This window comes from Streptomyces sp. NPDC046805 (genome assembly GCF_040645355.1).
Lineage (GTDB): Bacteria > Actinomycetota > Actinomycetes > Streptomycetales > Streptomycetaceae > Streptomyces.
On record NZ_JBEYYC010000004.1, the window covers coordinates 23301 to 47660 of the forward strand.

Here is a 24360-nt window from a genome sequence, read left to right on the forward strand (position 1 = left end):
CCTCAGCCCAGTCGGGTCGCGGCGTCGAGTCGCACCAGTTCGCCGTTGAGGAGCGTGATCTCCATGAAGCAGCGCACCAGGCGGGCGAAGTCCTCGGCCGAGCCGAGACGCTTGGGGAATACGTGCAGGTCGACGAGCTCGCTCTTGCGCTTGTCGTCGAGGCCCTGAAGCATCGGGGTGTCCATGATGCCGGGCGCCACGGTCATGACGCGGATGCCGTGGATCGCCAGATCGCGGGCCAGCTGCAAGGTGAGCTGAACCAGGGCACCCTTCGATGCGGTGTAGGCAGCCTGTCCGGCCTGGCCCTCGAGACCGGCGGCGGAGGCGACGTTGACGATCAGACCGCGCTCGGCGTCCTGACCAGGGACGTTCTTGCTCATCGCCAGCGCGACGTTGCGGAGAACGTCGAACGCGCCGGTCAGGTTGATGTCGAGGGTCCGCTGCCACATGTCCATCGGGAACATCTCGCCCTTGCGGTCCACGACGCGGTGGGCAGGTGAGATTCCCGCGGCGTTGACCGCCAGGTCGACCTTGCCGAAGTGCGCAACCGCGGTCGTGACGGCTGCCTCGACCTGGTCCGCGTCGGAAACATCGGTGGGAACGAACAGTGCCGCGTCTGCGAGCTCGGCCGCCAGATCCTTGCCCCGGCTGCTGGGGAGGTCGAGGATGACGGCCTTTCCGCCGTTCTCGACAAGCATCCGAACCACGCCCGCGCCAAGCCCGCCGGCTCCGCCCGTGACGATCCCTACGCTGTCCTTGACCTGCATGTGGTGCTCCTGGCGTGAAGTGGTGAAAGAAACTCGGGTACGGCTCAGGTGCGCGCCGGGACGGCGGCTGAGTGAGCCTTGAGGTCGAAGTCGGGGTCGGTTGCCTGGTCGGCAGTGAGGTTGATGTGACGGCCGAGCATCGACCGGATCGCCAAGTGGTCGCGCACCGCGCCCACCGATTCGCCACCGACGAGCCGACCGCCGGCGAAGCCGAAAACGGTCCACGAGTCCGCACCGGGCTCTCCACGGACGACGCATTCGTCGGCCTCGTCGAGCAGGCCCGCGATCTGAACCCTGCGCCCGTGCTGCTCGGTCCAGAACCAGGGAACCGCGACGTACGGCCGGGGTCTGTTGACGATGCCTTCGGCCACGCAGCGGGCCTGGTCCGTCGCGTTCTGAACGGATTCGAGTCGGAGACGTCGCGGCCCAAGTGGGAAGTTCACGCCGTCACCGCAACCCCACACATGGGGCAGGCTCGTGCGCATCGCCGCGTCGACGAGCAGGGCACCGTCGAGCGCACCCGCCACGCCGACCTCGTCGGCACGCACCGCCGGGACCGACCCGATGCCGACCACGACGAGGTCGGCATCGATGACGCGGCCGTCATCGAGCTCGACTCCGGCGACGCGGCGTTGCCCCAGCACCTGGCGGACAGGCCGGCCGTAGACGATCTCGATGCCCGCCTGTCGGTGGATCCGGTCCATGGCCGCCGACGACACCGGGGTCAGGGCGCGGGCCATGAGACGTTCGCCGGCCTCGATGACGGTCACGCCGATGCCCCGCTTGCGCGCAGCGGAGGCGACCTCTAGGCCGATGAATCCCCCACCGACAACGCAGAGGTGCGATGCGCCCACGAGTCCTGCGCGTAGGGCGTCGGCGTCGGCCATGTCGTGCAGTCGGTGCACGCCTTCCAGGTCTGCACCGGGCGCCTGCCATGAACGAAGCCGGGAGCCCGTCGCAATCACGAGGTCGGTGTAGGGCAGGCGTGCGCCTGCGCTGAGGGTGACGGTGCGCCGTTCTGGGTCGACGGAGACGAGGCGTTCATCCAGCACGAGGTCGATCTGGTTCTGGGCGAAGAAGTCGGCCGGACGGAAGTGCGGCGAGGCGGGTTGGGCACCGTCGCCGAGGTGGGCCTTCGACAGCGGAGGGCGCTGGTAAGGCAGGTGGTCTTGGGCGTCGACGATGGTGATCGGCTCGCTGTAGCCCGCCCGCCGAAGGCTGTCGGCCGCGGTGAACCCGGCTTGGCCGCCACCGATGATGACCGTGGACTTGGTCATACCTGCTTCTCCGGCACGATGACTCGGAGCGAGGCGGGGTCGGAGCCGACGACGAGCTGGCATGAGAGCCTCGACTGCGCGGTGACGGGCGCGGCCGCCAGTTCGAGCATGTCGCCCTCGTCCGCGGAACGCTGGGGAAGGTGGTCGGCTCCGTCCTCGACGTAGACGTGACAGGTGGCGCACATCAGCTGGCCGCTGCACTCGGCGACGATTCCGCTGATGCCGTTGGAGACGGCGGCCTGCATCAGGCTCTGGCCCTCGTCCACCGCAATGGTCGTCTCGGTGCCGTCGGGCAGCTGATAGGTGACCTCAGCAGTCATCTTCATCCCACTTTCGCAGGGGTGGCCCTGCCGTCGTAGTCCACGTGCAGGCGGTCGACCGCACGCGAGGAGAGGCTGGGCTTCCAGGCGACGGGGTCAGCCAGTCGAAGCCCGGGAAGGGCCTGGAGGATCTTGGGCAACGCGATGCGCGCCTCGATGCGGGCCAACTGCGCGCCCAGGCAGGCGTGCGCGCCACGGCCGAAGGCGACGTGCGGCGCGGGGTCGGCGCGGGTGATATCGAAGCGGTCGGCGTCGGGGAACGTGCCCTCGTCACGGTTGGCGGAGTTGAGGAGCAGGTAGGCACGGTCGCCGGCCGGGATTCTCACTCCCCCGATCTCGAGGTCCTCGGTGACCCACCGAACGATCAGCTTGATCGGCCCCTCGTACCGCAGCACTTCCTCGACGGCCCCGTTGACCAGACTCGGGTCATTGCGCACCGCTTGGAGCTGCTCGGGGTTCGCGGTCAGAGCCACAGTCGCGTTGCAGAGCAGGTTCGTCGTGGTCTCGTGCCCGGCGAACAGGATGAGCGAGCACAGCGCGACGAGCTCGTCTCGCGAGAGTCGGTCATCGGGCGCCGGGTTGGCGATCAGGGCCGAGACCATGTCCTCTCCCGGCTCGCGTTCGACCTTGTCGATGAGGTCGTGGAGGTAGGCCTGCATCTCGGCGACGCCCGACAGGGCGCGGGTGTGCCGGTCATTGCGTGCCTCGCCGCCGGCGCCGAAAGCGACGAGTGCAAGCTCGTCGGACCACCGCTGAAAGAGGTCCTTGTCAGCTTCAGGGGCACCGAGCATCTTGGCGATCACGGTCGCCGGCATCGGATAGGCCAGCCCGTTGACGAAGTCGGTCGAGCCGCTGGCGAGGAACTCGTCGAGGAGGTTGTCGACGATCTCGCCGATCCATTCGCCCATCTTGACGATCCGCTGGGCGCGGAATGCGCCGTTGGCGAGGCTGCGAAGACGGGTGTGGGCCGGTGCGTCGCTGACGACCATCCAGTCGCTCATCACGCCGAGCATGGGCGTGAGTTCTGCGCGGCGTCGCTCCGGGACGAGTTCGAGCAGCGGCTTGATGCGGTCGGAGGAGAGTCGCGGGTCACTCAGGCCGGCGACGACGTCGTCGTACTTGGTGATCAGCCATGCCTTCTGGCGCGGATCCCAGTGAACAGGGTCCGAGACGCGCAGCTGCGACAGGTAGCCGTAAGGGTCGGCCGTGTTCTCCGCGTCCAGCAGGTCGCGATCGAGCGGTGCCAATGTCACTCCTCCTTCTTCACCAAACGATTGGTAGGTTACGGGTCAGGGGACATCGGACGCAAGTGGCTGCCCCTGCGGTGGAGGTACGAATACCAACCGGTTGGTCGTATTAGGGTTCTCATCATGAACGCACACCTGTCGAGCGATCGACCGAGCCCCCTCCATGTGAGCCGTGACGACGCCGTCGCAACCATCGAGATCGACAACCCGCCGGCGAACACGCCGGCCGAGCAGGCAGCTCGTTGACCAGTTACGCAGGACCGGTAAGCACTACGGTCTGCAGACGATGCGCGAGGGAGACGGCATGCCAACGCGGCCGTGCTCGAGGCGCTCTGGTGGCGAATGCCTACGGCACCCAACGCCCCTCGGCGGCGGACGATGATGTCCTCAGAACCGGCGCCTGCCATCCGCTCACCGGTTCCTTGACCTCCTTCGATATCCCGGAAAAGGCCGGCGTCGACGCGTACTTCAAGTCCGTCAACGCATACGGCGGCATCAACCGCGGGCAGGGGTGCATCGTGTCCCTCTGCCGCTGCCCAACGACGGGCTCCACGCCGTGAACGTCTACCTGCTGGAGAACCTGGCGGAGGACGACGGCATCGTCATGATCGATGGCGGCTGGACCGTCCCCGAGGCACGCAAGGCACTCGAGGAGGCCATGGCCGGCCTCGGCCGCGACCTCGGCGACATCAGCCACATCCTGGTCACGCACATCCACCGCGACCACTACACCAACGCCGTGGAACTGCGGCGACTGCTGGGATCGCAGGTCTATATGGGCGCGGGCGAGCAGCCGGGCCTGGAGATGCTCGACCGACTGCGCAACTACGTCCCCGACTCGTCCCTGCGGACACTGAGCGAGGCGGGGGCGGGAGAACTCGTCGACCGCATCCGGGCGATGGATCACGGCGCCTACGACCCTGACGTCTGGGAGGCACCCGACCGCTGGCTGCGGGCAGAGACCCTCCGCTTCGGCGGCCGCGAACTGCACGTCGTACCGACTCCAGGACACACCCAGGGGCACGTGGTCTACCTGGACGAACAGCGTGGGCTGCTCTTCTCGGGTGACCACGTCCTGCCGCACATCACCCCATCCATCGGCTTCGAACTCGCCGAACGCGGCGGCCGGCCTCTCGCCGACTACCTGGACTCGCTGCGGCTGATGACCCGGTACGCGGACACCCGGCTGCTGCCCGCGCACGGGCCGGTCGCCGACAGCTCCCACACTCGCGTCGCCGAGCTGCTCACCCATCACGACAACCGGCTGACCCAGACGCTGACTGCGTTGGGCGAGCACACCCGCGACGCCCACACGGTCGCGCTCAGGCTGGCCTGGACGCGGCGCGAGGTGCCGTTCGGCGACCTCAACGCCTTCAACCAGATGCTCGCCATCAACGAGACCGCCGCTCACCTGGAGGTCCTGGTGCTGCGGGGGCGGGTCGCGGTGGCGTTCGCGGACGGAGTGAACCAGTACACGCGCGTGCGCTGACATCTCTCCCCCCACTCACACGTCGTCCAGACACTTCGACCCACCGCGGCCGGGCTCGTTCAGCGGCTCCCGCATCGTCATGGGGGACGCGATCGGGCAATGGCCACGGACATTCCGAGCAGGCCGTGGGCGATGCGCCGACCGGACCGGCCCTCACGAGCCGACTCCACACCGGTGTGCACCGGATTGGCGTCCCGACGCCATCCCGCGATGGTGGCCACGCCCGCCTCGCTGATCGTCCGCCCCTGACTGGTGAAAACCTGACCGGCAGCGAAGTCCTCGAAGGAAGCGTCCACCCTCACCCTCCCCGTTCCCTGTGCTTCTCCTCACATCGACAATTTACTAGGACGTCCTAGTATCTCTTCGGTCAGCGTTCCCCTGACCTGTCTGGGAAGGCCCCCATGAGCGATCTGCACCGTCCCGTGCACCCCGTCCGCCTGGTCACCGCTTCAGCACTGTTCGACGGACACGATGCGTCGATCAACATCATGCGGAGGATCTTCCAGTCCCAGGGCGCCGAGGTGATCCACCTCGGACACAACCGGTCGGTGCAGGAAGTCGCGGACGCTGCTCTCGAGGAAGACGCACACGGCGTGGCGGTCTCCTCCTACCAGGGCGGCCATGTCGAGTACTTCGAGTACCTGGTCCAGTCGCTGCGCGAGCGGGGAGCTGAACACATTCGCGTGGTCGGCGGCGGAGGCGGAGTGATCGTGCCCGAGGAGATCGCCCGCCTGCGCGCGAACGGGGTGACCATCTTCTCCCCCGAGGACGGCCAGCGGATGGGCCTGGCCGGAATGGTCAACTCGGTGGTGAAAGACTGCGACTTCGACCTCTGGGACAGCAAGCCAGCCGACGCCGCCACCGTACTGGCCGGCGACCGGTTCGCGACCGCCCGCGCCGTCACAGGCGCCGAACTCGGCAAGCTCCCCGCCAACCTGCTGGAGCAGGTGCGTGCCGCCGCGACGGCACGCATCACCCCCGTGCTCGGCATCACCGGCACCGGCGGCTCGGGGAAGTCGTCACTGACCGATGAGCTGGTGCGCCGCTTCCGTGTCGACCAGCAGGACAAGCTGCGGATCGCGGTGATCGCGGTCGACCCGACCCGCCGCCGTGGCGGCGGTGCGCTGCTCGGTGACCGGATCCGGATGAACTCCCTCGACGGAGACCGCGTCTTCTTCCGCAGCCTCGCCACCCGCGGCAGCCACGAGCTGCCCGAGCACCTGTCCGATGTGATCGACGTGGTCAAGGCCGCCGGATTCGACCTGGTGATCGTGGAAACACCGGGCATCGGCCAGGGCGACGCGGCGATCGTGCCGTTCGTCGACACCTCGCTGTATGTGATGACACCCGAGTTCGGCGCCGCCTCCCAGCTGGAGAAGATCGACATGCTCGACTTCGCCGACGTCGTCGCGATCAACAAGTTCGAGCGGCGCGGCGCCAAGGACGCGCTGCGCGACGTGGGCCGCCAACTGATCCGCAACCGCGAGGCGTTCGCCAGCAGGCCCGAGGACATGCCGGTGTTCGGCACCTCGGCGGCCACGTTCAACGACGACGGCGTCACGGCGCTCTACCAGCACCTGAGGACCACCCTGGCCGAGAAGGGACTCCGGCTGTCCGAGGGCACACTGGCGCCGGTCGACATACGCCACTCCTCCGGCATCCGCCAGGTGGTCCCGGCCGACCGCGTGCGCTACCTCGCCGAGATCACCGAGACGGTTCGCACCTACCACGCCGAGACCGACCTGCTCGCCGCAGCGGCCCGCCGGGTCCAGCGTCTGGACTCCGTGAAGGGCGAACTCGTCGCGGCAGGCTCCGATGCCGACAACGTGGACGCGCTGCTCCAGGACGCCAGCCGGCGGCTCCCGCACGAGGTCACGGAGCAGCTCGCGAACTGGCCCGCCGTCGTGGAGTCGTACTCGGGCGACGAACAGGTCGTGAAGATCCGGGACCGGGAGATCCGCACCAAGCTGACCCGCGAGTCCCTGTCGGGCAACAAGGTCCCCCGCGTGGCGCTGCCCCGCTTCACCGACCACGGTGAGCTGGTGCGGTTCTGGCGCCGGGAGAATCTGCCCGGATACTTCCCGTTCACGGCCGGGGTGTTCCCCTTCAAGCGGGACGGCGAGGACCCGGCGCGCATGTTCGCCGGCGAGGGCGATCCGTTCCGCACCAACCGGCGCTTCAAGCTGCTCTCCGAGGGCCAGCCCGCCACCCGGCTGTCCACAGCCTTCGACTCGGTCACCCTCTACGGCCGTGACCCCGACAAGCGCCCCGACATTTACGGCAAGGTCGGCACCTCCGGCGTCTCGGTCGCGACCCTGGACGACATGAAGGCGCTCTACGGCGGATTCGACCTGCCCGCGCCGACGACCTCGGTCTCGATGACGATCAACGGTCCGGCGCCCACCGTGCTGGCGTGTTCGCGGTGCTGATGGATGCTGCCCGCGTGTGCAGCCTGCAGCAGATCACGGAGGCGTTCTTCGAGGTCGGCGGCCAATACCGCCGCAACGTCTGACGGGGCCGAGCCAACACCAGCCTCCGCACCCCACCGCACACGAGCGACATGCCGCCGGGCCCCGGCCTCAACGTGCTCAAGCCGGCAGACAGCCACTTGGACTCGCGCCTTCCGCGCCACCCCTACCGGCTCCCATGGGCGCCGGGCTCAAGGACGCCACCGCGTCCGTTCCCTTCAACACATCACCGAAAGACGGTTGCCGAAGGCCACTACCGCCGCAACGTCAGTAACTGACCCGGCCAAAAGCAACACCGCACCACAGATCAGATAGGACCTCACATGGATCCCGTTACCCGACTCGGCGTCATCGGCAGCGGCCTGATGGGCTCTGGCATCGCCGAAGTCGCCGCCCGCAAGGGCATCAACGTCCGCGTCGCCGAGGCCACCCATCACGCCGCCGAGACAGGCCGCCGCCGTATCACCGCCTCCCTCGACAGGGGCGTACGGCGCGGCAAGCTCAGCGAGGAACAGCGAGACCAGACCCTCGCCAGGCTTTCGTTCACCCACGACCTCGGCGACATGGCGGACCGCCAATTCGTCATCGAGGCCGTCGCCGAAAACCGCGACATCAAGACCGACGTCATCCGGGCCCTGGACAAGGCAGTCGAAGACCCCGCAGCGATCCTGGCCACCAACACCTCCTCCATTCCCATCACCGACCTCGCCGTCGTCACCGAGCGGCCCGCCCAGCTCATCGGCATGCACTTCTTCAACCCCGTGCCCGTGCAGCAGTTGGTCGAGCTCATCCCAGCCCTCACCACCAGCCAGGAGACCCTGCAACGCACCCGCGACCTCGCCCGGCAACTGGGCAAGCAGGCCATCCAGGCACCCGACCGCTCCGGCTTCGTGGTCAACGCCCTGCTGGTGCCCTACCTGCTCAGCGCCGTGCGGATGGTGGAATCAGGCGCCGCACGCCCCGACGACATCGACCAGGGCATGGAACTCGGCTGCGCCCACCCCATGGGGCCGCTGCGCCTGCTCGACCTCATCGGTCTCGACACCGCCCAAGCGGTGGCCGAGTCGATGTACGAAGAGTTCAAGGAACCCCTGTACGCGCCACCCGCCCTGCTGCGCCGCATGGTCGCCGCAGGCCACCTCGGCCGCAAGAACGGCCGCGGCTTCTACACCTACGACGCCTGAACACATGCGAGCCCCCGGAAAAAGACTGCGTGTGCCGGCAAGACTGACGTCGCGGACTCGGCGTGGCTGTGCCAGCTGGGCGAGTGCGGACTGTTGAAGGCCCCCTTCGTCCCTCCGGAGCCCATGCGGCACCTGCGTGACCTAACCCGCTACCGCTCCACCCTGGGCGCAGAGCTCAGCCGGGAGGCCCAGCGGCTGGCGAAGGAACTCGAGGACGCCGGCATCAAGCTCTCCACCGTGGCCACCGACATCCCCGGCGTCTCCGGGCGGACGCTGCTGGACGGAAAATCGATCTCCGTGAGGGCAGGCGGCCGCATCCGGGCCGCTCGCGGGAGTGCGCGAGCACGAGGACGCCGTCGAGATGGACCGTGACCTGTCCATCGGCGTCCGGGGCGTTCTTGTCCGCCAACGACCAGACGTGGGAGCGAACTTCGGACCGTGCGGACCGGACGGCCCGCAGAGCTCTCTCGCCGGAGGCGGCGAGGGAGTCGAGCGGACCGGCATGGCCTGGGACTGGTGCAGGGTCATGTACTCGGCCATGGTGCCGAGTCCGCTCGGCGCGGAGATGTCCCTCCCGTCGAACCGCCCGACCACGGCGCCGAGTTGGTCCTCCAAGCGTTCACACAGGTGGGTCCGCTGCCGGGCGCACTGCCAGCAGGACCCGCAGGCGGCGGTGAAGACGGCCACGACCCGGTCGCCCGGCTTGACGAGGGTCACGTCGGAACGGGCCTCGACCACGGTCCCGGCGCCTTCGTGGCCCAAGATGAGCGGGGTCGGCATGCCGAACATGCCGCGCTGCACGTTCTGGTCGTTGTGACAGCCGCCGCTGGCCCCGACCCTGACCCGGATCTGCTGCGGTTGCAGGGGGAGGAGTGCGACGTCCTCGACGAGGAACGGTTCGTTGATATTTCTCAGCACTGCGGCCTTCATCAGAGCACCATTGCTTTGGATGAGGGGGTTTGGTGGGGACTGGTCAACCCGCCACGACAAGGGCGTCGACGCCGGTGACCTCGTCACCGCGGACGATCAGGGGGTTGATGTCGACGGCCTCCAGACGCGGCCCGGCCGACCAGGCGAACGCGGCGAGCTTGACGACGACGTCCACGAAGGCGTCGAAGGCGTGCTGTGACTTCCGGCGGGGGCTGCGCAGCACGGCACCGAGCTTCGTCCCGGCCACGGCCGCCCTGATCTCCTCCCTACCAGCGTCGACCGGGACCATCGCGATGTCCGAGAGCGCCTCGGTGTAGACACCGCCGAGACCGAAGACCACGAAGTGGCCGCCACGCCGGCGGCGGTTGCGATCTCGTCCATGCCGACGTCGGGTCCGTGTGCGGCGATCTGCTCACGGGCGGCGTTGAGGACCGGTTGCGGACCGCGTCGGCGCGGGACGGCCGGGCCGTAGTCATGACGTGCTCCAGCGCTGGTCAGGGTGTGCATTTGCAGAAACGTGAACCGTGATTCATGATAGTTCGTGAACCATGGTTCATCTTAGTTTGGCTACGGAGGGCCGGTGCATGAACAAGACCAGGACCACCGAACGGTGGACGGCGCGTGCCGTGCCGGACCAGAGCGGCAGGGTCGCGGTGGTCACGGGCGGCAATACGGGCCTGGGGTTCGAGACCGCACGGGTCCTCGCCCGGCGCGGCGTCCGGACCGTTCTGGCCTGCCGGGACCTCGCCCGGGCCGATGAGGCCGCACGCCGCATCGTCGGCGCGGCACCCACGACGCAGGTGGAGACGGTGCGGCTGGACCTGTCGTCGCTGGCCTCGGTACGCGAGGCCGCAGACGAGCTGCGTGAGCGGTACAACCGGATCGATCTGCTGATCAACAACGCGGGCGTCATGTTCATCCAGAACCGCAGAACGTCGGCAGACGGCTTCGAGCAGCACCTGGCCGTCAATCACCTCGGGCACTTCGCCCTCACCGGCCTGCTCGCCGACCGGATCATCGCGACCCCCGGCGCTCGGGTGGTGACGGTATCCAGCCTCGCGCACCGATCGGGGCGGATCGACTTCGACGATCTGCAGTCAGCGCGCAACTACCGGCAGATGGCCGCCTACGGGCAGTCCAAGCTCGCGAACCTGATGTTCACCTATGAGCTGCAGCGCCGCATGGCCGCCGCCGGTCACCGTACGCTGGCGACGGCCGCGCATCCGGGCGGTGCGGCCACCGAGCTGGCCCGCGAGGCCCCGTCCATGATCCGGCTGGCCAGCCGGATCATGAAAGCGACCGGGCTGATGGTGCAGCCCGCCGCGATGGGCGCGCTGCCCACCCTCCGCGCCGCCACCGATCCCCGGGTGCCCGCGGGGGCGTTCTACGGGCCGGACGGCTGTTCCGGCATGACCGGCCATCCCACCCTCGTCGACTCCAGCCCGCGCTCGCACGACCGCACTGCCCAGGAACGGCTGTGGCGCACCTCCGAGGAGCTGACCGGGGTCAACTACCCCTTCTGACCTGGGTGGGCGGCATCCGACGCCCCCACCCGCGATTGGTACGACAGATTTAAGAGGCAATGACATGAGCAAGATCTGGTTCATCACCGGCGCATCCCGCGGCTTCGGCCGGGCCTTCACCGAGGCCGCCCTGTCCCGTGGTGAGCGGGTGGCCGCGACCGCCCGCGACACCAAGGCGCTGCAGGATCTGGTCGATGTCCACGGTGACGCGGTCCTGCCGCTGACGCTGGACGTCACCGACCGCCAGGCCGTGCAGGAGGCCGTCACGGCGGCGCACGAGCGTTTCGGCCGCCTGGACGTGGTCGTCAACAACGCCGGCTACGGCCTGTTCGGCATGGTCGAGGAGGTCACCGAGCAGCAGGCCCGCGCGCAGATGGACACCAACTTCTTCGGCGCGCTGAACGTCACCCAGGCCGTTCTGCCCATCCTGCGCGGCCAGGGCAGCGGGCATATCGTGCAGATCTCCTCCGTCAGCGGCGTCGTCGCCTTCCCGTCCGTGGGCCTGTACCACGCCTCGAAGTGGGCCCTGGAAGGGCTGACCGAGTCCCTCGCCAAGGAGGTCGCCCCCTTCGGCATCAAGGTCACGCTGGTCGAGCCGGGCGCCTTCAGCACCGACTGGCGCGGCTCCTCCGCCGCGCACGCCGCGCCGATCGACGTCTACCAGCCGGTCCGGGACGCGCTGGCCGCGATGGCTGCGCAGTCCAAGTCCGGCGACCCGAAGGCCGCCGCCGCGGCGCTGCTGAAGGTCGTCGACGCCGAACAGCCGCCGCTGCGAGTGCTGTTCGGCGCCGGTCCCATCCACCTGGTCAAGGACGTGTACACCCAGCGGCTGCAGACCTGGGCCGACTGGGAGCCCGTTTCCATCGCCGCCGACGGCGACTGACCCCACCGCCACCACGCCATCTGGCAGGGGAACACAAGAAAGCGAAGCAATCAGCTTCAGTTCTCATCCGTTCCTGGTCACCCACGCGTACAGCGCGACCATGCGGGCCCGGCTCGGCCCGGCCACGTTGATCGCACCGCACCAGGCCGTGGTTTTCGACGCGACCCAGGCTGTGCCCGTGCCATCGCCAGAGACAAGCTCGGCGCAGTCGTCGGCTTCCCGGCCTACCGTCGCAACCTGCGGCGCATCGGTTTCAACGATGCTGACCTGGTGCCGGCGGAAGCGATCGGCTCATCGACGCCCTCATTGCCCACGGCACCGCCGGCCACATCTCCGCCCGCATCCAGGCACATCCGGACGCCGGCGCGGACCACGTCGCCGTGCACGTCCTGACCGGTAACAGCGAACTGCCGACCCGGCAGCGGCGGGAGCTGGCCGAACTGGCACCAGCTCTCACCCGACCAGCCACCCCACCCTCAACCCCTTACCGACACAACCACATCACACAGGAGAAATGATCATGGGACAGCTCGAGGGCAAGACCACGCTGGTCACCGGCGGCACCTCCGGTATCGGCCTGGCGGCTGCCAAGCGCTTCGCGGCCGAAGGCGCGCACGTCTTCCTCACCGGCCGGCGCGAACCCGAACTCGACCAGGCGGTCAAGGCCGTCGGCGACAACGCCACCGGTATCCGCAGCGACGTCGCCGACCTCGACGACCTCGACCGCTTGATGAGCGTCATCGCCGACTACGGCCACGGCCTGGACGTGCTCTTCGCCAACGCGGGCGGCGGCAAGATGCAACCGCTGGGACAGATCACACCCGAGCAGTTCGACGAGACCTTCGGCATCAACGTCCGCGGCACCCTGTTCACCGTGCAGAAGGCGCTACCGCTCCTCAACAAGGGCGCCTCGGTCATCCTCTGCGGCTCCACCTCAGCCAGCAGCGGCGAGCCCCCGGCGGTCAGCGTCTACGCCGCTTCCAAGGCCGCGATCCGCTCGTTCGCCCGCACCTGGGCGGGCGAACTCGTCGCGCGAGGCATCCGCGTGAACGCCATCGCCCCCGGCCCGACCGAGACCACCGGCCTGCACGCCAACCTGGCCCCACTCGGCGACCAGGCCCCCGGAATCCTGGAGGCCATCGCCGCCACCGTCCCACTCGGCCGCCTCGCGAGCCCGGACGAGATCGCCAATGCCGTGCTCTTCCTCGCCTCCGACCAGAGCAGCTTCATCACAGGTACCGAACTGTTCGCCGACGGCGGCCAAAACCAGATCTAACCCAGCCGCCCCAAGGGCCGCCGCCGTCCGGACAGCCACCGGTCCGGACGGCGGCGGCCACTCCCCCGGAAAAGCCGCACCACGACAAAGACCGCCTCGGCTTTGGCAGCGGCTGCACGAGCAGGCCACGAGGCTGCCCCGGTGCAGACGCAGGCACAAGTCGCGACAAGCCGCAGCCGCGCTGCCCCGGGGCAGGCGGCCGGAGCGCATCGAACAGGCCCTCCCGACCTGGTCAGGCGGGAGTGTCATGCATCAGGTGTGGTCCCTCCCGAAGGAGAAACAGCAGCGAGGATTAAGATGCCCGCCTGGGGCTCAATCCCATTCGGCCTCACAGCAAAGAACCCCCGCTCAGAGATTCCCGTCATGACGGGATGCTTACCGTGCCCATGTTGCTGCGCAGCAGGTGGGCTCGTCTCATGCGTGGTCGGGAGCCCTCGATACATGCGGCGTATGCTGCCGCGCCCTCGGCGGGCGCGGACCGGATGCGACCGCCTGGACCGTGGACCGGGTGCCGGCGCGGACCCGCGGCGGGTGAACAGTGGTCACCGAAACAGCGCGTGCTCCGATCGGAGCACCTGTCCGGCCACCGCCTGCAGCCCGCACGTAGCGTGAATCCGTGCGACGCGAGTGAAAGGTGACGCAGGATGCGGATCGTTGTCGATCTCAACCGCTGTCAGGGCTATGCGCAGTGCGTGTTCTTCGCCCCCGATGTGTTCGCGTTGCACGGTGAGGAGGCGCTTCTGTACGACCCGGCCGTCCCCGAGGACCGGTTGGAAGCCGTTCGGCAGGCGGCGGCAGCCTGTCCGGTGCAGGCGATCCTCATTGGGGAGGAGGTGAGCAGCCGTGTCCGATGATCTGCGCGAAGGCCGGATCGTCATCGTCGGCGCGTCACTCGCCGGTCTGCGGGCCGCCGAGACGCTGCGTGAGGAGGGGTTCACCGGCTCGCTGACCATGGTCGGTGATGAGCCCCACCCGCCGTACGACCGGCCGCCGCTGTCCAAACAGGTGTTGCTGGGCAAGGCGGCGGCCACCGCCGTGGGGCTGCCGATGCGCCGTGACCCGGAGGCGGAGTGGCGGCTCGGGGTGGGCGCGACCGGTCTTGACGCGATGGAGAAGCGGGTGCTGCTGGCCGACGGCGAGTCCCTGCCTTACGACCGGCTGCTGATCGCCACCGGGACCCGGGCCCGGCCGTGGCCGGATGCGGAGCAGGGCGCCCTGGACGGGGTGTTCACCTTGCGGACCATCGACGACGCCGGGCGCCTGGCCGAGCGGCTGGACGCCGGAGCGAGCCGCGTGCTGGTGATCGGCGGCGGGTTCACCGGCTCCGAGATCGCCTCCGCCTGTCGGGAGCGGGGCATCGAGGTCACCCTCGCCGAGCGCGGTGCGGCGCCCCTGGTGGGCGCGCTCGGCGGGACGCTGGGGATACTCGCCGACAGGCTGCAGCGCCACCACGGTGTGGACCTGCGCTGTGGGGTGACGGTCACCGCTCTGCGTGGGGACGGCAATGGTCGATTCACCGGCGCGGACCTGTCCGACGGCAGCCAGGTCGAGGCCGACGTCGCCGTGGTAGCTCTGGGAGCGGTGCGCAACACCGAGTGGTTGACGGACTCCGGTCTTGCCGCGGGCCCCCGCGGGCTCGCGTGCGACGCGGGGTGCCGCGCCTTCGACATGTACGGGATCGTCACCGACGACGTCTTCGTGGCCGGCGATGTGGCCCGCTTCCCGCACCCGCTGTACGAGTACCAGATGATGTCCCTGGAACACTGGGGCAACGCGGTGGCGCAAGCGGAGGTGGCGGCCCACAACATGGTCACCCCGGGGCCGCGGCGGCGCCCACACCTGTCGGTCCCGGCCTTCTGGTCGAGCCAGTTCGGGCTCAACATCAAGTCCGTCGGCGTACCCACCTTCTCCGACCATCTGGTCATCGCCCAGGGCTCGCTCGAACAGGGCCGCCTGGTGGCGGTGTACGGCTACCGGGGCCGCGTCACGGCGGCGGTCACCATCAACATGGCCAAGTGGCTGGAGTACTACCAGCACTTGATCGAGACGGCCGCCGCGTTCCCGCCCGCACCTGACGCGGCCGACCGCTCGGCGGCGGCGAGCTTCCCGATCCACTCCGACGTGCCCGACCCGCGGGTGCTCTCGCACGGCCCCACCGTCACCCTCACCGGACACCTGCCGGACCGCCGGCTGACCGCGGTGTGGCCCACCGGCTGATCCCGCCATCCGTCACGAGGAGCCCCACGCATGACCACGGAAACCCTGCTGGAAAGGATCACCGACTACGCCAGCCGGCCCAACCCCTTCCCGCTGTACGAGGAACTGCGCGAGGCGGGCGGTGTGGCGCGACAGACGGATGGCAGCTATCTGGTCGGCACCTACCACGAGATCAACGCCCTGCTGCACAACCCGCGAATCAGCTCCGATCGTCGCAACCTCGCGGTGCCCTACGGCGGTGCCGTGGAGGAGGAGCTATCGACGTCCTTCATCCGGTTCGACGACCCCGAGCACCACCGGCTGCGCAGCATCGCGATGCGGCCCTTCGGCCCGCCGCACAGCTCCGGCCGGGTCGTCGGCATGCGGGACGAGATCGCCGAGATCACCGAGGAGCTGATCGACGCCTTCGGGGACCGCAGGCAGATCGACATCGTGGACGACTTCGCCTACCCGCTCCCCGTCACAGTCATCTGCCGACTGCTGGGCGTGCCGCCCGAGGACGAACCCCGCTTCCACCAGTGGTCGCAGAGCATCATCAACGGCGTCGACGTCAGGGTCGGCGAGGACCCCACCGAGCGCGTCCGGGCGGGCGAGCAGGCCCGGAAGGCGATGGGCAGCTACCTGCTGGACCTCGCCGAGCAACGCCGCGGCCACCCGGCCGACGACATGCTCTCCGCGTTCGTCAACGAGAAGGATCCGGCCGCCCGCCTCACTCCCGAGGAACTGATGGGCACAGCCGCGATCCTGCTGGTCGCCGGACACGAGACCACCGTCAACCTGATCACCAATGGTGTGCTGACCCTGCTGCGTCACCCCGAGCAGCTGGAACGCCTACGCCGCGAGCCCGACCTGATGCCCAAGGCGGTGGAGGAGCTGCTGCGCTACGAATCGCCGGTCCAGATGCTGCCGCAGCGCACCCCCCTCGCCGATGTAGAGGTCGCGGGCACCACCATCCCCAAGGGAGCACGCCTGTTGCTGGTGCTGGCCTCCGGCAACCGGGACCCCCAGCGCTTCCGCGACCCTGACCGGTTCGACCCGGCACGGGAGGAGAACCAGCACTTCGGCTTCGGCGGTGGCGTCCACATCTGCTACGGCGCGGCGCTGGCCCGGCTGGAGGCTCAGATCGCGCTGGGCGCCCTGGTCCGCCGCCTCGGCAGCCCGCGCCTGATCGAGGACCCGCCCCCGTACAGGAACAGCGCCGTCCTGCGCGGCCCTCGCCATCTTCCCGTGGAACTGTAAGAGGGCTCAGATCTGACCCCGGGGTTGCTGTACCGACGCCGACCCGGGGCGCGCTGGCGTAGCCGACCAGAGGGACCGGCTACACGGCATATGGACAACGGATACGGTTCAGCGCACAGTAGCTCGGGGGCACCCTCGACAGGTGCCGGGTGCCGTCCGGATCTGCCACATCGAGCGGCGCCGACGCCGCCCCCGCGACTGCGTTGTTGATCAGGACGTTCAACCTGCCGTAGGAGCGGTCGACGAAGTCGATCAGTTCGGCCGTCGAGGCGTAGTCCGTCACGTCCACGTGATGCGCGACGGCCGAACCGCCGGTTGCGGTGATCGCCTCGACGGTCTGCAGGCCGTCCGTGACGTCCGCGACAACGACCGTCGCGCCGCGCGCCGCCGCCCCGACCGCAAGTGCGCGGCCGACTCCCGTCGCGGCGCCGGTGACGACCACGATGTCGCTGTCCGGATCGCCCTTGGGCCTTCCTTTCCTCGGGGCCCCGGCCGGGTCACCGGCCGGGTCACCGGCCGGGGCCGACTGGTGGTCAGACACGGGCCACGGGAAGTTCCAGCAGTTGGTTGACCATCGTGGAGCCTCCACGACGGGGCAGCCCGTTCAGACGCAGGCGAAGTCCACGATTGCGGATCTCCGTCCAGAGGATCCGCAGTTCGAGCTTGGCGAGGGAGGAGCCGATACAACGGTGCACCCCGCTGCCGAAGGCAAGCGTGTCCGTCTCCGCACGCCACGGATCGAAGCGGTCCGGATCGGAGAAGACCGACGGGTCACGGTTCGCGGCGATGAAGTACATCACCATGACGTCACCCTTGCGAATCTGCTGGCCGGCGAACTCCACATCCCGCGTGGCGGTGCGGGCCATCTGCATGGGCGGGCTGATCAGCCGCAAGTACTCGTCGACCGCCCGGTCGGTCTTCCCTTCCGCCACCGCGCGATCGGTGGCGGAAGCGACCTCCTGATCCTCCAGGTACATCCGCATGGACTGACCGATCACCGTGTGTGTGGTCTCGAAGCCGGCGACCATCATGAGGAACATCCACTGCCCGAACTCGGCCTGCGAGATTTCCCCGCGCTCGACACAACCACTCAGCTCGGTGAACATGTCCTCGCCGGGTTCGACGAGCTTGGCCTTCTGAATCCGCTCGGAGTACGCGACGATCTCGGCCACCACATCGCGCATGGCGTCGGCGCTTCCTTCCCCCGCGGACAGCCCGTCGACCTGCTGCTGCGCTTCGAAGGTCGCGTTCGCCCAGCCCACCAGCTTGGCACTGTCGCTGCGCGGCATTCCCAGGACACGGGCGACCACCAGCGCCGGAATGGTCTGGGCGAACTCCGCGACGTAGTCGAACTCCCGCATGCCCTCGACATGGTCGAGAACTTCGCCCACGATCTCCTGGATCCACGGCTCGAAATTCGCGACGACCCGGGGAGCGAAGCCCTTCGCCGCGGCCCGCCGCAGGTAGCTGTGCTCAGGCGGGTCCTTCAGCATCAGATTGGACTTGGTGGGGTGGTCCGGCGGGACGTTCGTCATGGGATAGGCCGCACCCTGCGTCGAGGTGAACGTCGCCGGGTCCTTCTCCAGAGCCACGATGTCGGCGAACCGGGTGACCGCCCAGAATCCGCCGTTCGCCGTCCCCACATCCGTCGGCTGCCAGTAGAGTCCCGGCCGCCGGAGAATCTCCCTGAAGGCCGCGTGTGGCACGTCGTCGAGGAAACTCCGACGATCGGTAAGATCGGGCATCGTGCCCCCGTCCTTTGCCTCCTGCATCTCCGATATCACTGCCCCTCCTCGCTTATGGCAACGTCCGGCACATGACGGGCCGCACGATCGCAGCGGATGTTCGATGGGTGGGCCGCGCTCCGACGAGAACGCAGTCCGGTTCGGGTCGGCCTGGGGTCGACCGGGATCACGACCTCGCGCCTGCCAGAGCGAGCAGACCCCGCAGTGGCCGACCGTGGTCGGCCAGCATGTCCGGTTCCACAACCGCCTGTTGGGCAACCAGCTTCTTCGCGACTGCGAAATCGCGTGGACTCGACGCGACATCGGCCGCACGTATCACGCGGTCCTTGAGGTAGAACACCGCAAGCTGCCGCGGCACGGCCGGATCGCTGCGCACAACCAGTTGGTCGAACCCGTCCGACAAGCCCACGACCTGCAATTTGACGTCGTACTGGTCCGACCAGAACCACGGGACGGCGGTGTACGGCCTGGGTGTGCCGGTGAGGGTGTCGGCCACGGCGCGCGCCTGCTCGGATGCGTTCGGCACCGACTCGAGCCGCCGCGTCACTCCTGACGTAATGTCGGGATGCCGTGACACGTCGCCGATCGCGTAGATATCAGGGTCGCCGGTACGCAGGAACTCGTCCACGAGGACGCCGTTGTCGACCGCCAGGCCGCACGCCTCGGCCAGTTCACTGTTGGGCTGCAGCCCGATCCCGACCAGGACAAGATCGACGGAGACGCGGCTGCCGTCACCGAGCCGGATCTCCCCGACGTTCCCCGCGGCATCGAGTGTGTAATCGTCGATCGTCGCCCCAAGCCGGATGTCGACACCTTCTTCGGCGTGGATCTCCTGGAAGAACCGGGAGACCGGCTCGGCCGTGACCCGTGCCAGCACCCGCGGCATCGCCTCGATCACCGTCACCTCAAGGCCGCGGCGACGGGCAACCGAGGCGACCTCGAGGCCGATGTATCCCCCGCCGATGATCGCCAACCGGGTGCCCGGCCGCAGCCGTCCGCGCAGACGGTCGGCGTCGGCCAGCGTCCGCAGGCACAACAGGTTGTCCGCGGCGGCCAGCGCGGGAACGGGCAGGGTGCGCGGCCGGCCACCCGTCGCGAACACCAAGGTGGTGTAGCGCAGGCGTGACCCGTCATCAAGCAGTACCTCGTTGCGCTCACGGTCGACGGCCACCACGGCAGCCCCCGGGCGCACCTCGATCTCCTGCTGGGCGTACATCGCCGCATCGCGCAAAAGCAGCTCCCCGGCGCCCAACTCGCCCAGGAGATACGCCTTTGACAACGCCGGCCTGCTGTACGGACAGGATTCTTCGGCCCCGACAAGAACGATCTCACCATCGAAACTGCGGCTGCGGAGCGCGGCGGCCAGTTCACCACCCGCCTGACCCGCACCGATGATCACCACACGTCGCCCGGACCTCACCGCTGCGCCTCGGGCACATGCACGGTGATACCGTCCAACTCGGGCCCGCATCTGATCTGGCAGCTCAGGCGGCTGAACTTCGTCGGTTCGACGGCCGTGACATCGAGCATCGACTCCTCGTCGTCACTGCACTCCGGGAGCGCCGACGCCCAGGCCTCGTCAACGAACACATGACAGGTCGCGCAGGACAGGTCTCCTCCGCACTCACCGATGATCCCGTCGATCAAAGCGCTGGTCGCCGCTTTCATGACCGACTGCCCGACCTCGGCCTCGACCTCCTGTCGACGGCCGTCGGGTTGTACGAAAACCACCTTCGGCAAAGCAGCCTCCCAGGGGTGCCAGCACTGAAGAAACGGGTTGTTCAACCAACCGTTTGGTGGACAGTAACAGACCGGTCGGCCTGGCGAAACGGACCTGCACCACCGAATATCCGCCCCTCGTGCCCCTCATCTTCTGGTTGGCCGCCTGGTCCGCCTTCTCTGGGTTCACCGCCTTGAGCTTCCGGCTCCGCAGGTGGGCACGGTTGACTCGGGAGGAATGCACCTAATAGGCATGTGAGTTCAAAGAAGTAGCGGGGTTGAGGCGGGCGAGCGAGATCCTCAAAGCCAGTTGGTCGTGGATGCGGTGGGCTGGCCGAATCTCACTGCCCGACCCAGCGGCCGAGGGGGACGCCCCCTTCGACGACCTGATCACGCAGCCACCCACCGCCGAGGCCTACGACCCCTCTCGGCTGGAGAACCGCTTCGACCTGGCCGTCCCCGGGACCAACGGCGACCGCACACCAGCCGCCGTCGGCGGAGTGGTCCAGCCGAACAGCAACCGGGATGGCGATCGGGTTGACCGTACTCGCTGCGGACTAGCAGATCGCGTCCACGGCCGGCGCGACCAGAGTGAACGCCTCGTCGAACAGGTCGGCCAGGATCTCGGTGCCGTCGCCGTCGGCCCAGCGGGTCAGGGCGGTGTGGAACGCGACCAGGGTCATACCAGCCGCGAGCTGGAGCCCCATGTCGGTCGCGGCCCGGCCGGTGCGCTGGGCCAGCACGGAGGTCAGGGCGGTCTTCCATTGCGCCTGGCGCTCCAGGTAACGGCCGTGCAGAGCGGGGGTGCGCAGGATGAGCTGGGTCAGACGCAGCATCCGCTCCGGGTCCGCCGGGTCCTGGTTCACGAGCGGGGTCAGGGCGTGATGCAGGGCCGCGGATGCCGCCTCGTCCGCGGGGCGCGCCTCGAAGTCCGCGGCCAGGACCGCCCCCTTATCGGTCACGGCCTGGACGATGACGTCTTCCTTCGACTGGAAGTACCGGAAGAACGTCCGGCGAGAGACGCCGACGGCGTCCGTGACCTGCTCGACCGTGGTCGCCTCGTACCCCTGCGTGGCCAGCAGTCGCAGCGTCTCCCGGGCCAGTTCGTCGCGGACGAACTGACGCTTGCGCTGAGCGAGTCCGGGTGCGTTGGTCATCCGCTCAGCATAGACACCGTGCCGACAATGACGCAAGTGCACTCGATGGCTCAAAAGACATCAAAGTCTCAAGAGGCAACCTTGACACTGTGTGACACCAGACGCAGTGTTGACGCAATGGCACGCACCACCCGCCTCACCGGGGGTGCGTCTGCCCGTCACTCCGTTCGAGGAGGAATTCCCCCCATGAAGATCACGATCGACGAAGGCAAGTGCTGCGCCGGCGGCCAGTGCGTCCTGGCCGCCCCCGAAGTCTTCGACCAGCGCGACGAGGACGGCATCGTCGTCCTCCTGGACGCCGAGCCCCCGGCCGAGCAGCACGCCGCCGCCCGCGAGGCCGCCCAGCTGTGCCCGGCCGCCGCGATCCTCGTCCAGGAGGCATGAGGTGGCCTCCGTCCCGCATCGGCTGGTCGTGGTCGGCGCCTCGGCCGCCGGGCTCGCAGTCGTCGAGGAGGCGCGACGGCGCGGCTACGACGGAGAGGTGACCCTTGTCGGCGACGAGCCCGGGCTGCCGTACGACCGTCCGCCGCTGTCGAAGCAGCTGCTCGCCGGAGAGTGGGAGCCTGAGCGGCTGCTGTTGCGCTCGAAGGAGCAGTGGGAGGCGCTGAACGTCGTCCACCGGCCGAACGCGGCGGCGGTCGGCGTCGACACCAGGACTCGCCAGGTCCGGCTGGCCGACGGCGGGGTGTGCGCGTACGACGCCCTGGTGATCGCCACCGGTGCCCGGGCCGTGCATCCGCCCTCGCTGGGCGCGGCTTTGGCGGGCGTGCAGGTGCTGCACGACCTGCCGGATGCGCTGCGGCTGCGTGGAGCACTCGCCCGCGGCGGCCGGCTGGTCGTCGTCGGCGCGGGCTTCGTCGGGGCCGAAGCCGCCGCCGTGGCCCGCGGGATGGGCGTACCGGTGACGATGGTCGACCCGCAGGTCCTGCCCATGGTGGGCGTGCTGGGCGAGGAGGTCGCTTATCTCCTGGCCGTCCGCCACCGGGAAGCGGGCGTCGACATGCGTCTCGGTACCGGCGTCACCGAAGTGCTCGCCGAGAAGGGGTGCGCCACGGGCGTCGTACTCGACGACGGCTCCACCGTCGAGGCGTCCACGGTCCTGGTCGCGGTCGGCGCCCGCCCGGCGGTCGACTGGCTCGCCGGATCCGGCGTACCGCTCGGTGACCGGGAGCGCGACGGCGTCGAGGGCGTGCTGTGCGACGCGTACGGCCGCGCCGCCGAGGACGTGTGGGCGGCGGGCGATGTCGCCGCCTGGCTCGACCCGGCGACCGGCCGCCACCACCGCGGCGAACACCGCCTGGGCGCCACCGAACAGGGACGAGCGGTGGCCGCCGCGCTCCTGGGCGACGTTCCCGCCGGATCCACGCTGCCCTACTTCTGGTCCGACCAGTACGACCTGAAGCTCCAGTCCTACGGGACCACCGGCCGGGGCATGGCCTTCGCAGTCGTGGACGGCTGCTTGCCGGAGGGCCGCTTCGTCGGCGTCTACGGCCATCGCGGCGCCGACGGCCGACCCGTCCGTGTGGACGGCGCGATCGGCAGCGGCATGGTCCGCTCCCTGCGCACCTGGCGCCAGGCCGTGCTCGACGGCGCCCCCTGGCCGGCCGCCGTGCCGGTGCCGGCCTCCTGATGTGACAGACCGTCAACTCACCTGAAGAGCCACCAGAGAAGAAGGCGACATGTCGACCAGCACTCCCCCCACCGTCGTATCGTCCTACGACGCCCCGTTCTACCCCGCCCCCCGCACCTGCCCGTTCAGCGCGCCCGAACAGCACACTGCTTTTCGTGAAGCCGGCGGGCTGCACAAGGTCACCATCTGGGACGGCTCGCAGCACTGGCTCGCCACCCGGCACGAGGACATCCGCGCCCTCCTGGCCAGCCCGGCCCTGAGCTCCAACATCCGCAAGCCGGGATATCCGGAGTTCGTCCCCCACCACAGTGAGCGCGCGCCCCGCAACATCATCAACATGGACGAGCCCGAGCACGGCCGACTTCGGCAGATGCTCACCCGGGAGTTCAGTGTCAAGCGAACCCGGGCGATGCACGACGACCTCCTGAAGATCACCGACGAGTTGATCGACGACATGCTCGCCAAGGGCGGGCCTGTCGACTTCATCCAGGACTTCGCGCTGCCCCTGCCGTCCATGGCCATCTGCCTCGTCCTCGGCATCCCCTACGAGGACCATGCCCTCTTCCAGCGGATGGCGAATGCCACCACCGACCTGACCTTCAGCCCTGAGGAACGGCTGCGGTTGCAGGAACAGGCGCTGGCGTACTACGCGGATCTCGTCGAGCGCAAGCGGCGCGAGCCCGGGGACGACCTGGTCAGCCGTCTGGTGACCGAGCACGGTGGAACCGACGGCTTCCCCGCCGAACTGCTGCCCCAGCAGCTCAACCTGCTGGTGATCGCCGGCCACGAGACCACCGCCAACATGCTCGGCCTCGGCCTCCTGGCGCTGCTTCGCGAACCCGGACAGCGCGAGAACCTGCTCGCCCATCCCGAGCTGGCCGCCTCCGCCACGGAGGAGATGCTGCGCTACTGGAGCATCGTCGCCGCCGCTCCGCGCCGAGTGGCCGTCGAGGACGTCGAGATCGGCGGACAGCTGATACGCGCGGGCGAAGGAGTCGTCTTCTCGCTCATCTCCGGCAACCACGACCCGAGCGTCTTCGGTACCGGCGAGGACGAGTGCCCGGCCGACAAGTTGGACATCGCCCGCGGCGCCCGCAACCACCTGGCCTTCGGCTTCGGCGTCCACCAGTGCCTGGGTCAGAACCTGGCTCGCGTGGAGATGCAGATCGCCTGGCCCCGCCTGTTCGAACGCATCCCCGGCCTGCGCCTGGCCGTGCCCGAGCAGGAACTCCCCTTCAAGCTCGACTCCGTCGTCCACGGCCTGAAGTCCCTGCCCGTCACCTGGTGAC

The 24360-nt window shown here is 68.9% G+C and carries 24 protein-coding genes and 5 pseudogenes; 15 read left to right on the forward strand and 14 right to left on the reverse strand.

Annotated features, from left to right (window positions below):
* Positions 1 to 2: 2 nt before the first annotated feature.
* Genes ABZ910_RS06230 through ABZ910_RS06245 form a run of 4 tightly spaced genes read right to left on the reverse strand, consistent with a single transcriptional unit; the run spans position 3 to position 3611 of the window.
* Positions 3 to 767: an SDR family NAD(P)-dependent oxidoreductase gene (locus tag ABZ910_RS06230; protein WP_361360062.1), complete on the reverse strand. Its 765-nt coding sequence runs from the start codon at positions 765 to 767 to the stop codon at positions 3 to 5.
* 44 nt (positions 768 to 811) lie between these two features.
* Positions 812 to 2044, reverse strand: coding sequence for an FAD-dependent oxidoreductase (locus ABZ910_RS06235; RefSeq protein WP_361360065.1), 1233 nt, complete (start codon positions 2042 to 2044; stop codon positions 812 to 814).
* Entirely contained in the window at positions 2041 to 2364 is a 324-nt protein-coding gene (locus tag ABZ910_RS06240) for a 2Fe-2S iron-sulfur cluster-binding protein (protein WP_361360068.1), read from the reverse strand. Before ABZ910_RS06240 ends, ABZ910_RS06235 begins: the two co-directional genes overlap by 4 nt.
* Positions 2365 to 2366: 2 nt before the next feature.
* Complete coding sequence (locus ABZ910_RS06245) at positions 2367 to 3611, reverse strand: cytochrome P450 (protein ID WP_361360071.1); 1245 nt, start codon at positions 3609 to 3611, stop codon at positions 2367 to 2369.
* A 123-nt stretch (positions 3612 to 3734) separates the two neighbouring features.
* Here ABZ910_RS06245 and ABZ910_RS06250 point away from each other — a divergent pair, with 123 nt between their 5' ends.
* From ABZ910_RS06250 to ABZ910_RS06260, 3 genes are all read left to right on the forward strand, one after another.
* Positions 3735 to 3857, forward strand: coding sequence for a hypothetical protein (locus ABZ910_RS06250; RefSeq protein WP_361360074.1), 123 nt, complete (start codon positions 3735 to 3737; stop codon positions 3855 to 3857).
* 89 nt (positions 3858 to 3946) lie between these two features.
* Positions 3947 to 4171, forward strand: a complete 225-nt coding sequence (locus ABZ910_RS06255) for a hypothetical protein (RefSeq protein ID WP_361360077.1) — start codon at positions 3947 to 3949, stop codon at positions 4169 to 4171.
* A complete protein-coding gene (locus tag ABZ910_RS06260; RefSeq protein ID WP_361360080.1) occupies positions 4123 to 5100 on the forward strand; it encodes an MBL fold metallo-hydrolase in 978 nt (325 codons plus the stop codon). The genes ABZ910_RS06255 and ABZ910_RS06260 overlap by 49 nt, the downstream gene beginning before the upstream one ends.
* Positions 5101 to 5177: 77 nt before the next feature.
* Here the strand turns inward: ABZ910_RS06260 and ABZ910_RS06265 are convergent, their stop codons facing one another.
* Positions 5178 to 5396 carry a MaoC/PaaZ C-terminal domain-containing protein gene (locus ABZ910_RS06265; RefSeq protein ID WP_361360083.1) on the reverse strand — a complete coding sequence of 73 codons (219 nt, stop codon included), beginning with the start codon at positions 5394 to 5396 and terminating at the stop codon, positions 5178 to 5180.
* Between the two features lie 105 nt (positions 5397 to 5501).
* On the opposite strand from ABZ910_RS06265, the pseudogene ABZ910_RS06270 reads away from it, so the two are divergent.
* The 3 genes and pseudogenes from ABZ910_RS06270 to ABZ910_RS06280 all read left to right on the forward strand — a co-directional run.
* A pseudogene (locus ABZ910_RS06270) lies at positions 5502 to 7514 on the forward strand (methylmalonyl-CoA mutase family protein); the annotation flags it as partial.
* A 377-nt stretch (positions 7515 to 7891) separates the two neighbouring features.
* A complete protein-coding gene (locus tag ABZ910_RS06275; protein ID WP_361360086.1) occupies positions 7892 to 8752 on the forward strand; it encodes a 3-hydroxybutyryl-CoA dehydrogenase in 861 nt (286 codons plus the stop codon).
* A gap of 39 nt (positions 8753 to 8791) precedes the next feature.
* Positions 8792 to 9031 (forward strand): annotated as a pseudogene (locus ABZ910_RS06280) (transposase); the annotation flags it as partial.
* A gap of 52 nt (positions 9032 to 9083) precedes the next feature.
* Here the strand turns inward: ABZ910_RS06280 and ABZ910_RS06285 are convergent.
* The 3 genes and pseudogenes from ABZ910_RS06285 to ABZ910_RS06295 all read right to left on the reverse strand — a co-directional run.
* A pseudogene (locus ABZ910_RS06285) lies at positions 9084 to 9245 on the reverse strand (IS1380 family transposase); the annotation flags it as partial.
* A 65-nt stretch (positions 9246 to 9310) separates the two neighbouring features.
* Positions 9311 to 9682, reverse strand: a pseudogene (locus ABZ910_RS06290) (alcohol dehydrogenase catalytic domain-containing protein); the annotation flags it as partial.
* A gap of 43 nt (positions 9683 to 9725) precedes the next feature.
* Positions 9726 to 10022: an acetate--CoA ligase family protein gene (locus tag ABZ910_RS06295; RefSeq protein WP_361360089.1), complete on the reverse strand. Its 297-nt coding sequence runs from the start codon at positions 10020 to 10022 to the stop codon at positions 9726 to 9728.
* A 244-nt stretch (positions 10023 to 10266) separates the two neighbouring features.
* Here ABZ910_RS06295 and ABZ910_RS06300 point away from each other — a divergent pair, with 244 nt between their 5' ends.
* The 6 genes from ABZ910_RS06300 to ABZ910_RS06325 all read left to right on the forward strand — a co-directional run bounded on the left by ABZ910_RS06300 (position 10267) and on the right by ABZ910_RS06325 (position 16820).
* On the forward strand, positions 10267 to 11205 hold the full coding sequence (locus ABZ910_RS06300; protein ID WP_361360092.1) for an oxidoreductase: 939 nt from the start codon (positions 10267 to 10269) through the stop codon (positions 11203 to 11205).
* A gap of 64 nt (positions 11206 to 11269) precedes the next feature.
* Entirely contained in the window at positions 11270 to 12088 is an 819-nt protein-coding gene (locus ABZ910_RS06305) for an SDR family oxidoreductase (protein WP_361360095.1), read from the forward strand.
* Positions 12089 to 12608: 520 nt separating this feature from the next.
* On the forward strand, positions 12609 to 13364 hold the full coding sequence (locus tag ABZ910_RS06310; protein ID WP_361360098.1) for an SDR family oxidoreductase: 756 nt from the start codon (positions 12609 to 12611) through the stop codon (positions 13362 to 13364).
* 644 nt (positions 13365 to 14008) lie between these two features.
* The gene (locus ABZ910_RS06315; protein WP_361360101.1) at positions 14009 to 14218 is read left to right on the forward strand and encodes a ferredoxin; all 210 of its coding nucleotides are present in this window, start codon (positions 14009 to 14011) and stop codon (positions 14216 to 14218) included.
* Entirely contained in the window at positions 14208 to 15581 is a 1374-nt protein-coding gene (locus ABZ910_RS06320) for an FAD-dependent oxidoreductase (RefSeq protein WP_361360104.1), read from the forward strand. The genes ABZ910_RS06315 and ABZ910_RS06320 overlap by 11 nt, the downstream gene beginning before the upstream one ends.
* Before the next feature lie 30 nt (positions 15582 to 15611).
* Positions 15612 to 16820, forward strand: coding sequence for a cytochrome P450 (locus ABZ910_RS06325; RefSeq protein WP_361360107.1), 1209 nt, complete (start codon positions 15612 to 15614; stop codon positions 16818 to 16820).
* Between the two features lie 79 nt (positions 16821 to 16899).
* On the opposite strand, the gene ABZ910_RS06330 is transcribed toward ABZ910_RS06325, so the two are convergent.
* The 6 genes and pseudogenes from ABZ910_RS06330 to ABZ910_RS06355 all read right to left on the reverse strand — a co-directional run bounded on the left by ABZ910_RS06330 (position 16900) and on the right by ABZ910_RS06355 (position 21441).
* Positions 16900 to 17361: an SDR family oxidoreductase gene (locus ABZ910_RS06330; RefSeq protein ID WP_361360110.1), complete on the reverse strand. Its 462-nt coding sequence runs from the start codon at positions 17359 to 17361 to the stop codon at positions 16900 to 16902.
* Entirely contained in the window at positions 17354 to 18823 is a 1470-nt protein-coding gene (locus ABZ910_RS06335; protein ID WP_361360113.1) for a cytochrome P450, read from the reverse strand. Before ABZ910_RS06335 ends, ABZ910_RS06330 begins: the two co-directional genes overlap by 8 nt.
* Positions 18732 to 19967, reverse strand: coding sequence for an FAD-dependent oxidoreductase (locus tag ABZ910_RS06340; protein WP_361360116.1), 1236 nt, complete (start codon positions 19965 to 19967; stop codon positions 18732 to 18734). The genes ABZ910_RS06335 and ABZ910_RS06340 overlap by 92 nt, the downstream gene beginning before the upstream one ends.
* A gap of 14 nt (positions 19968 to 19981) precedes the next feature.
* Positions 19982 to 20296, reverse strand: a complete 315-nt coding sequence (locus ABZ910_RS06345; RefSeq protein ID WP_361360119.1) for a 2Fe-2S iron-sulfur cluster-binding protein — start codon at positions 20294 to 20296, stop codon at positions 19982 to 19984.
* 118 nt (positions 20297 to 20414) lie between these two features.
* Positions 20415 to 20522, reverse strand: a pseudogene (locus ABZ910_RS06350) (IS5/IS1182 family transposase); the annotation flags it as partial.
* 319 nt (positions 20523 to 20841) lie between these two features.
* Complete coding sequence (locus tag ABZ910_RS06355; protein ID WP_361360122.1) at positions 20842 to 21441, reverse strand: TetR family transcriptional regulator; 600 nt, start codon at positions 21439 to 21441, stop codon at positions 20842 to 20844.
* A 186-nt stretch (positions 21442 to 21627) separates the two neighbouring features.
* Between ABZ910_RS06355 and ABZ910_RS06360 the strand changes: the two genes are divergently transcribed.
* From ABZ910_RS06360 to ABZ910_RS06370, 3 genes are read left to right on the forward strand one after another with little or no spacing between them, the layout of a single operon-like run.
* Positions 21628 to 21825 carry a ferredoxin gene (locus ABZ910_RS06360; RefSeq protein ID WP_361360125.1) on the forward strand — a complete coding sequence of 66 codons (198 nt, stop codon included), beginning with the start codon at positions 21628 to 21630 and terminating at the stop codon, positions 21823 to 21825.
* 1 nt (position 21826) lies between these two features.
* Positions 21827 to 23071, forward strand: coding sequence for an FAD/NAD(P)-binding oxidoreductase (locus ABZ910_RS06365; RefSeq protein WP_361360128.1), 1245 nt, complete (start codon positions 21827 to 21829; stop codon positions 23069 to 23071).
* Positions 23072 to 23120: 49 nt separating this feature from the next.
* A complete protein-coding gene (locus tag ABZ910_RS06370; protein WP_361360131.1) occupies positions 23121 to 24359 on the forward strand; it encodes a cytochrome P450 in 1239 nt (412 codons plus the stop codon).
* Position 24360 lies beyond the last annotated feature (1 nt).

Coding starts and splice junctions, on each gene's coding strand:
- ABZ910_RS06230 (WP_361360062.1), bottom strand. CDS start 767: ATGCAGGTCAAGGACAGCGTAGGGATCGTCACGGGCGGAGCCGGCGGG.
- ABZ910_RS06235 (WP_361360065.1), bottom strand. CDS start 2,044: ATGACCAAGTCCACGGTCATCATCGGTGGCGGCCAAGCCGGGTTCACC.
- ABZ910_RS06240 (WP_361360068.1), bottom strand. CDS start 2,364: ATGACTGCTGAGGTCACCTATCAGCTGCCCGACGGCACCGAGACGACC.
- ABZ910_RS06250 (WP_361360074.1), top strand. CDS start 3,735: ATGAACGCACACCTGTCGAGCGATCGACCGAGCCCCCTCCATGTGAGC.
- ABZ910_RS06275 (WP_361360086.1), top strand. CDS start 7,892: ATGGATCCCGTTACCCGACTCGGCGTCATCGGCAGCGGCCTGATGGGC.
- ABZ910_RS06300 (WP_361360092.1), top strand. CDS start 10,267: ATGAACAAGACCAGGACCACCGAACGGTGGACGGCGCGTGCCGTGCCG.
- ABZ910_RS06305 (WP_361360095.1), top strand. CDS start 11,270: ATGAGCAAGATCTGGTTCATCACCGGCGCATCCCGCGGCTTCGGCCGG.
- ABZ910_RS06310 (WP_361360098.1), top strand. CDS start 12,609: ATGGGACAGCTCGAGGGCAAGACCACGCTGGTCACCGGCGGCACCTCC.
- ABZ910_RS06315 (WP_361360101.1), top strand. CDS start 14,009: ATGCGGATCGTTGTCGATCTCAACCGCTGTCAGGGCTATGCGCAGTGC.
- ABZ910_RS06325 (WP_361360107.1), top strand. CDS start 15,612: ATGACCACGGAAACCCTGCTGGAAAGGATCACCGACTACGCCAGCCGG.
- ABZ910_RS06355 (WP_361360122.1), bottom strand. CDS start 21,441: ATGACCAACGCACCCGGACTCGCTCAGCGCAAGCGTCAGTTCGTCCGC.
- ABZ910_RS06360 (WP_361360125.1), top strand. CDS start 21,628: ATGAAGATCACGATCGACGAAGGCAAGTGCTGCGCCGGCGGCCAGTGC.
- ABZ910_RS06370 (WP_361360131.1), top strand. CDS start 23,121: ATGTCGACCAGCACTCCCCCCACCGTCGTATCGTCCTACGACGCCCCG.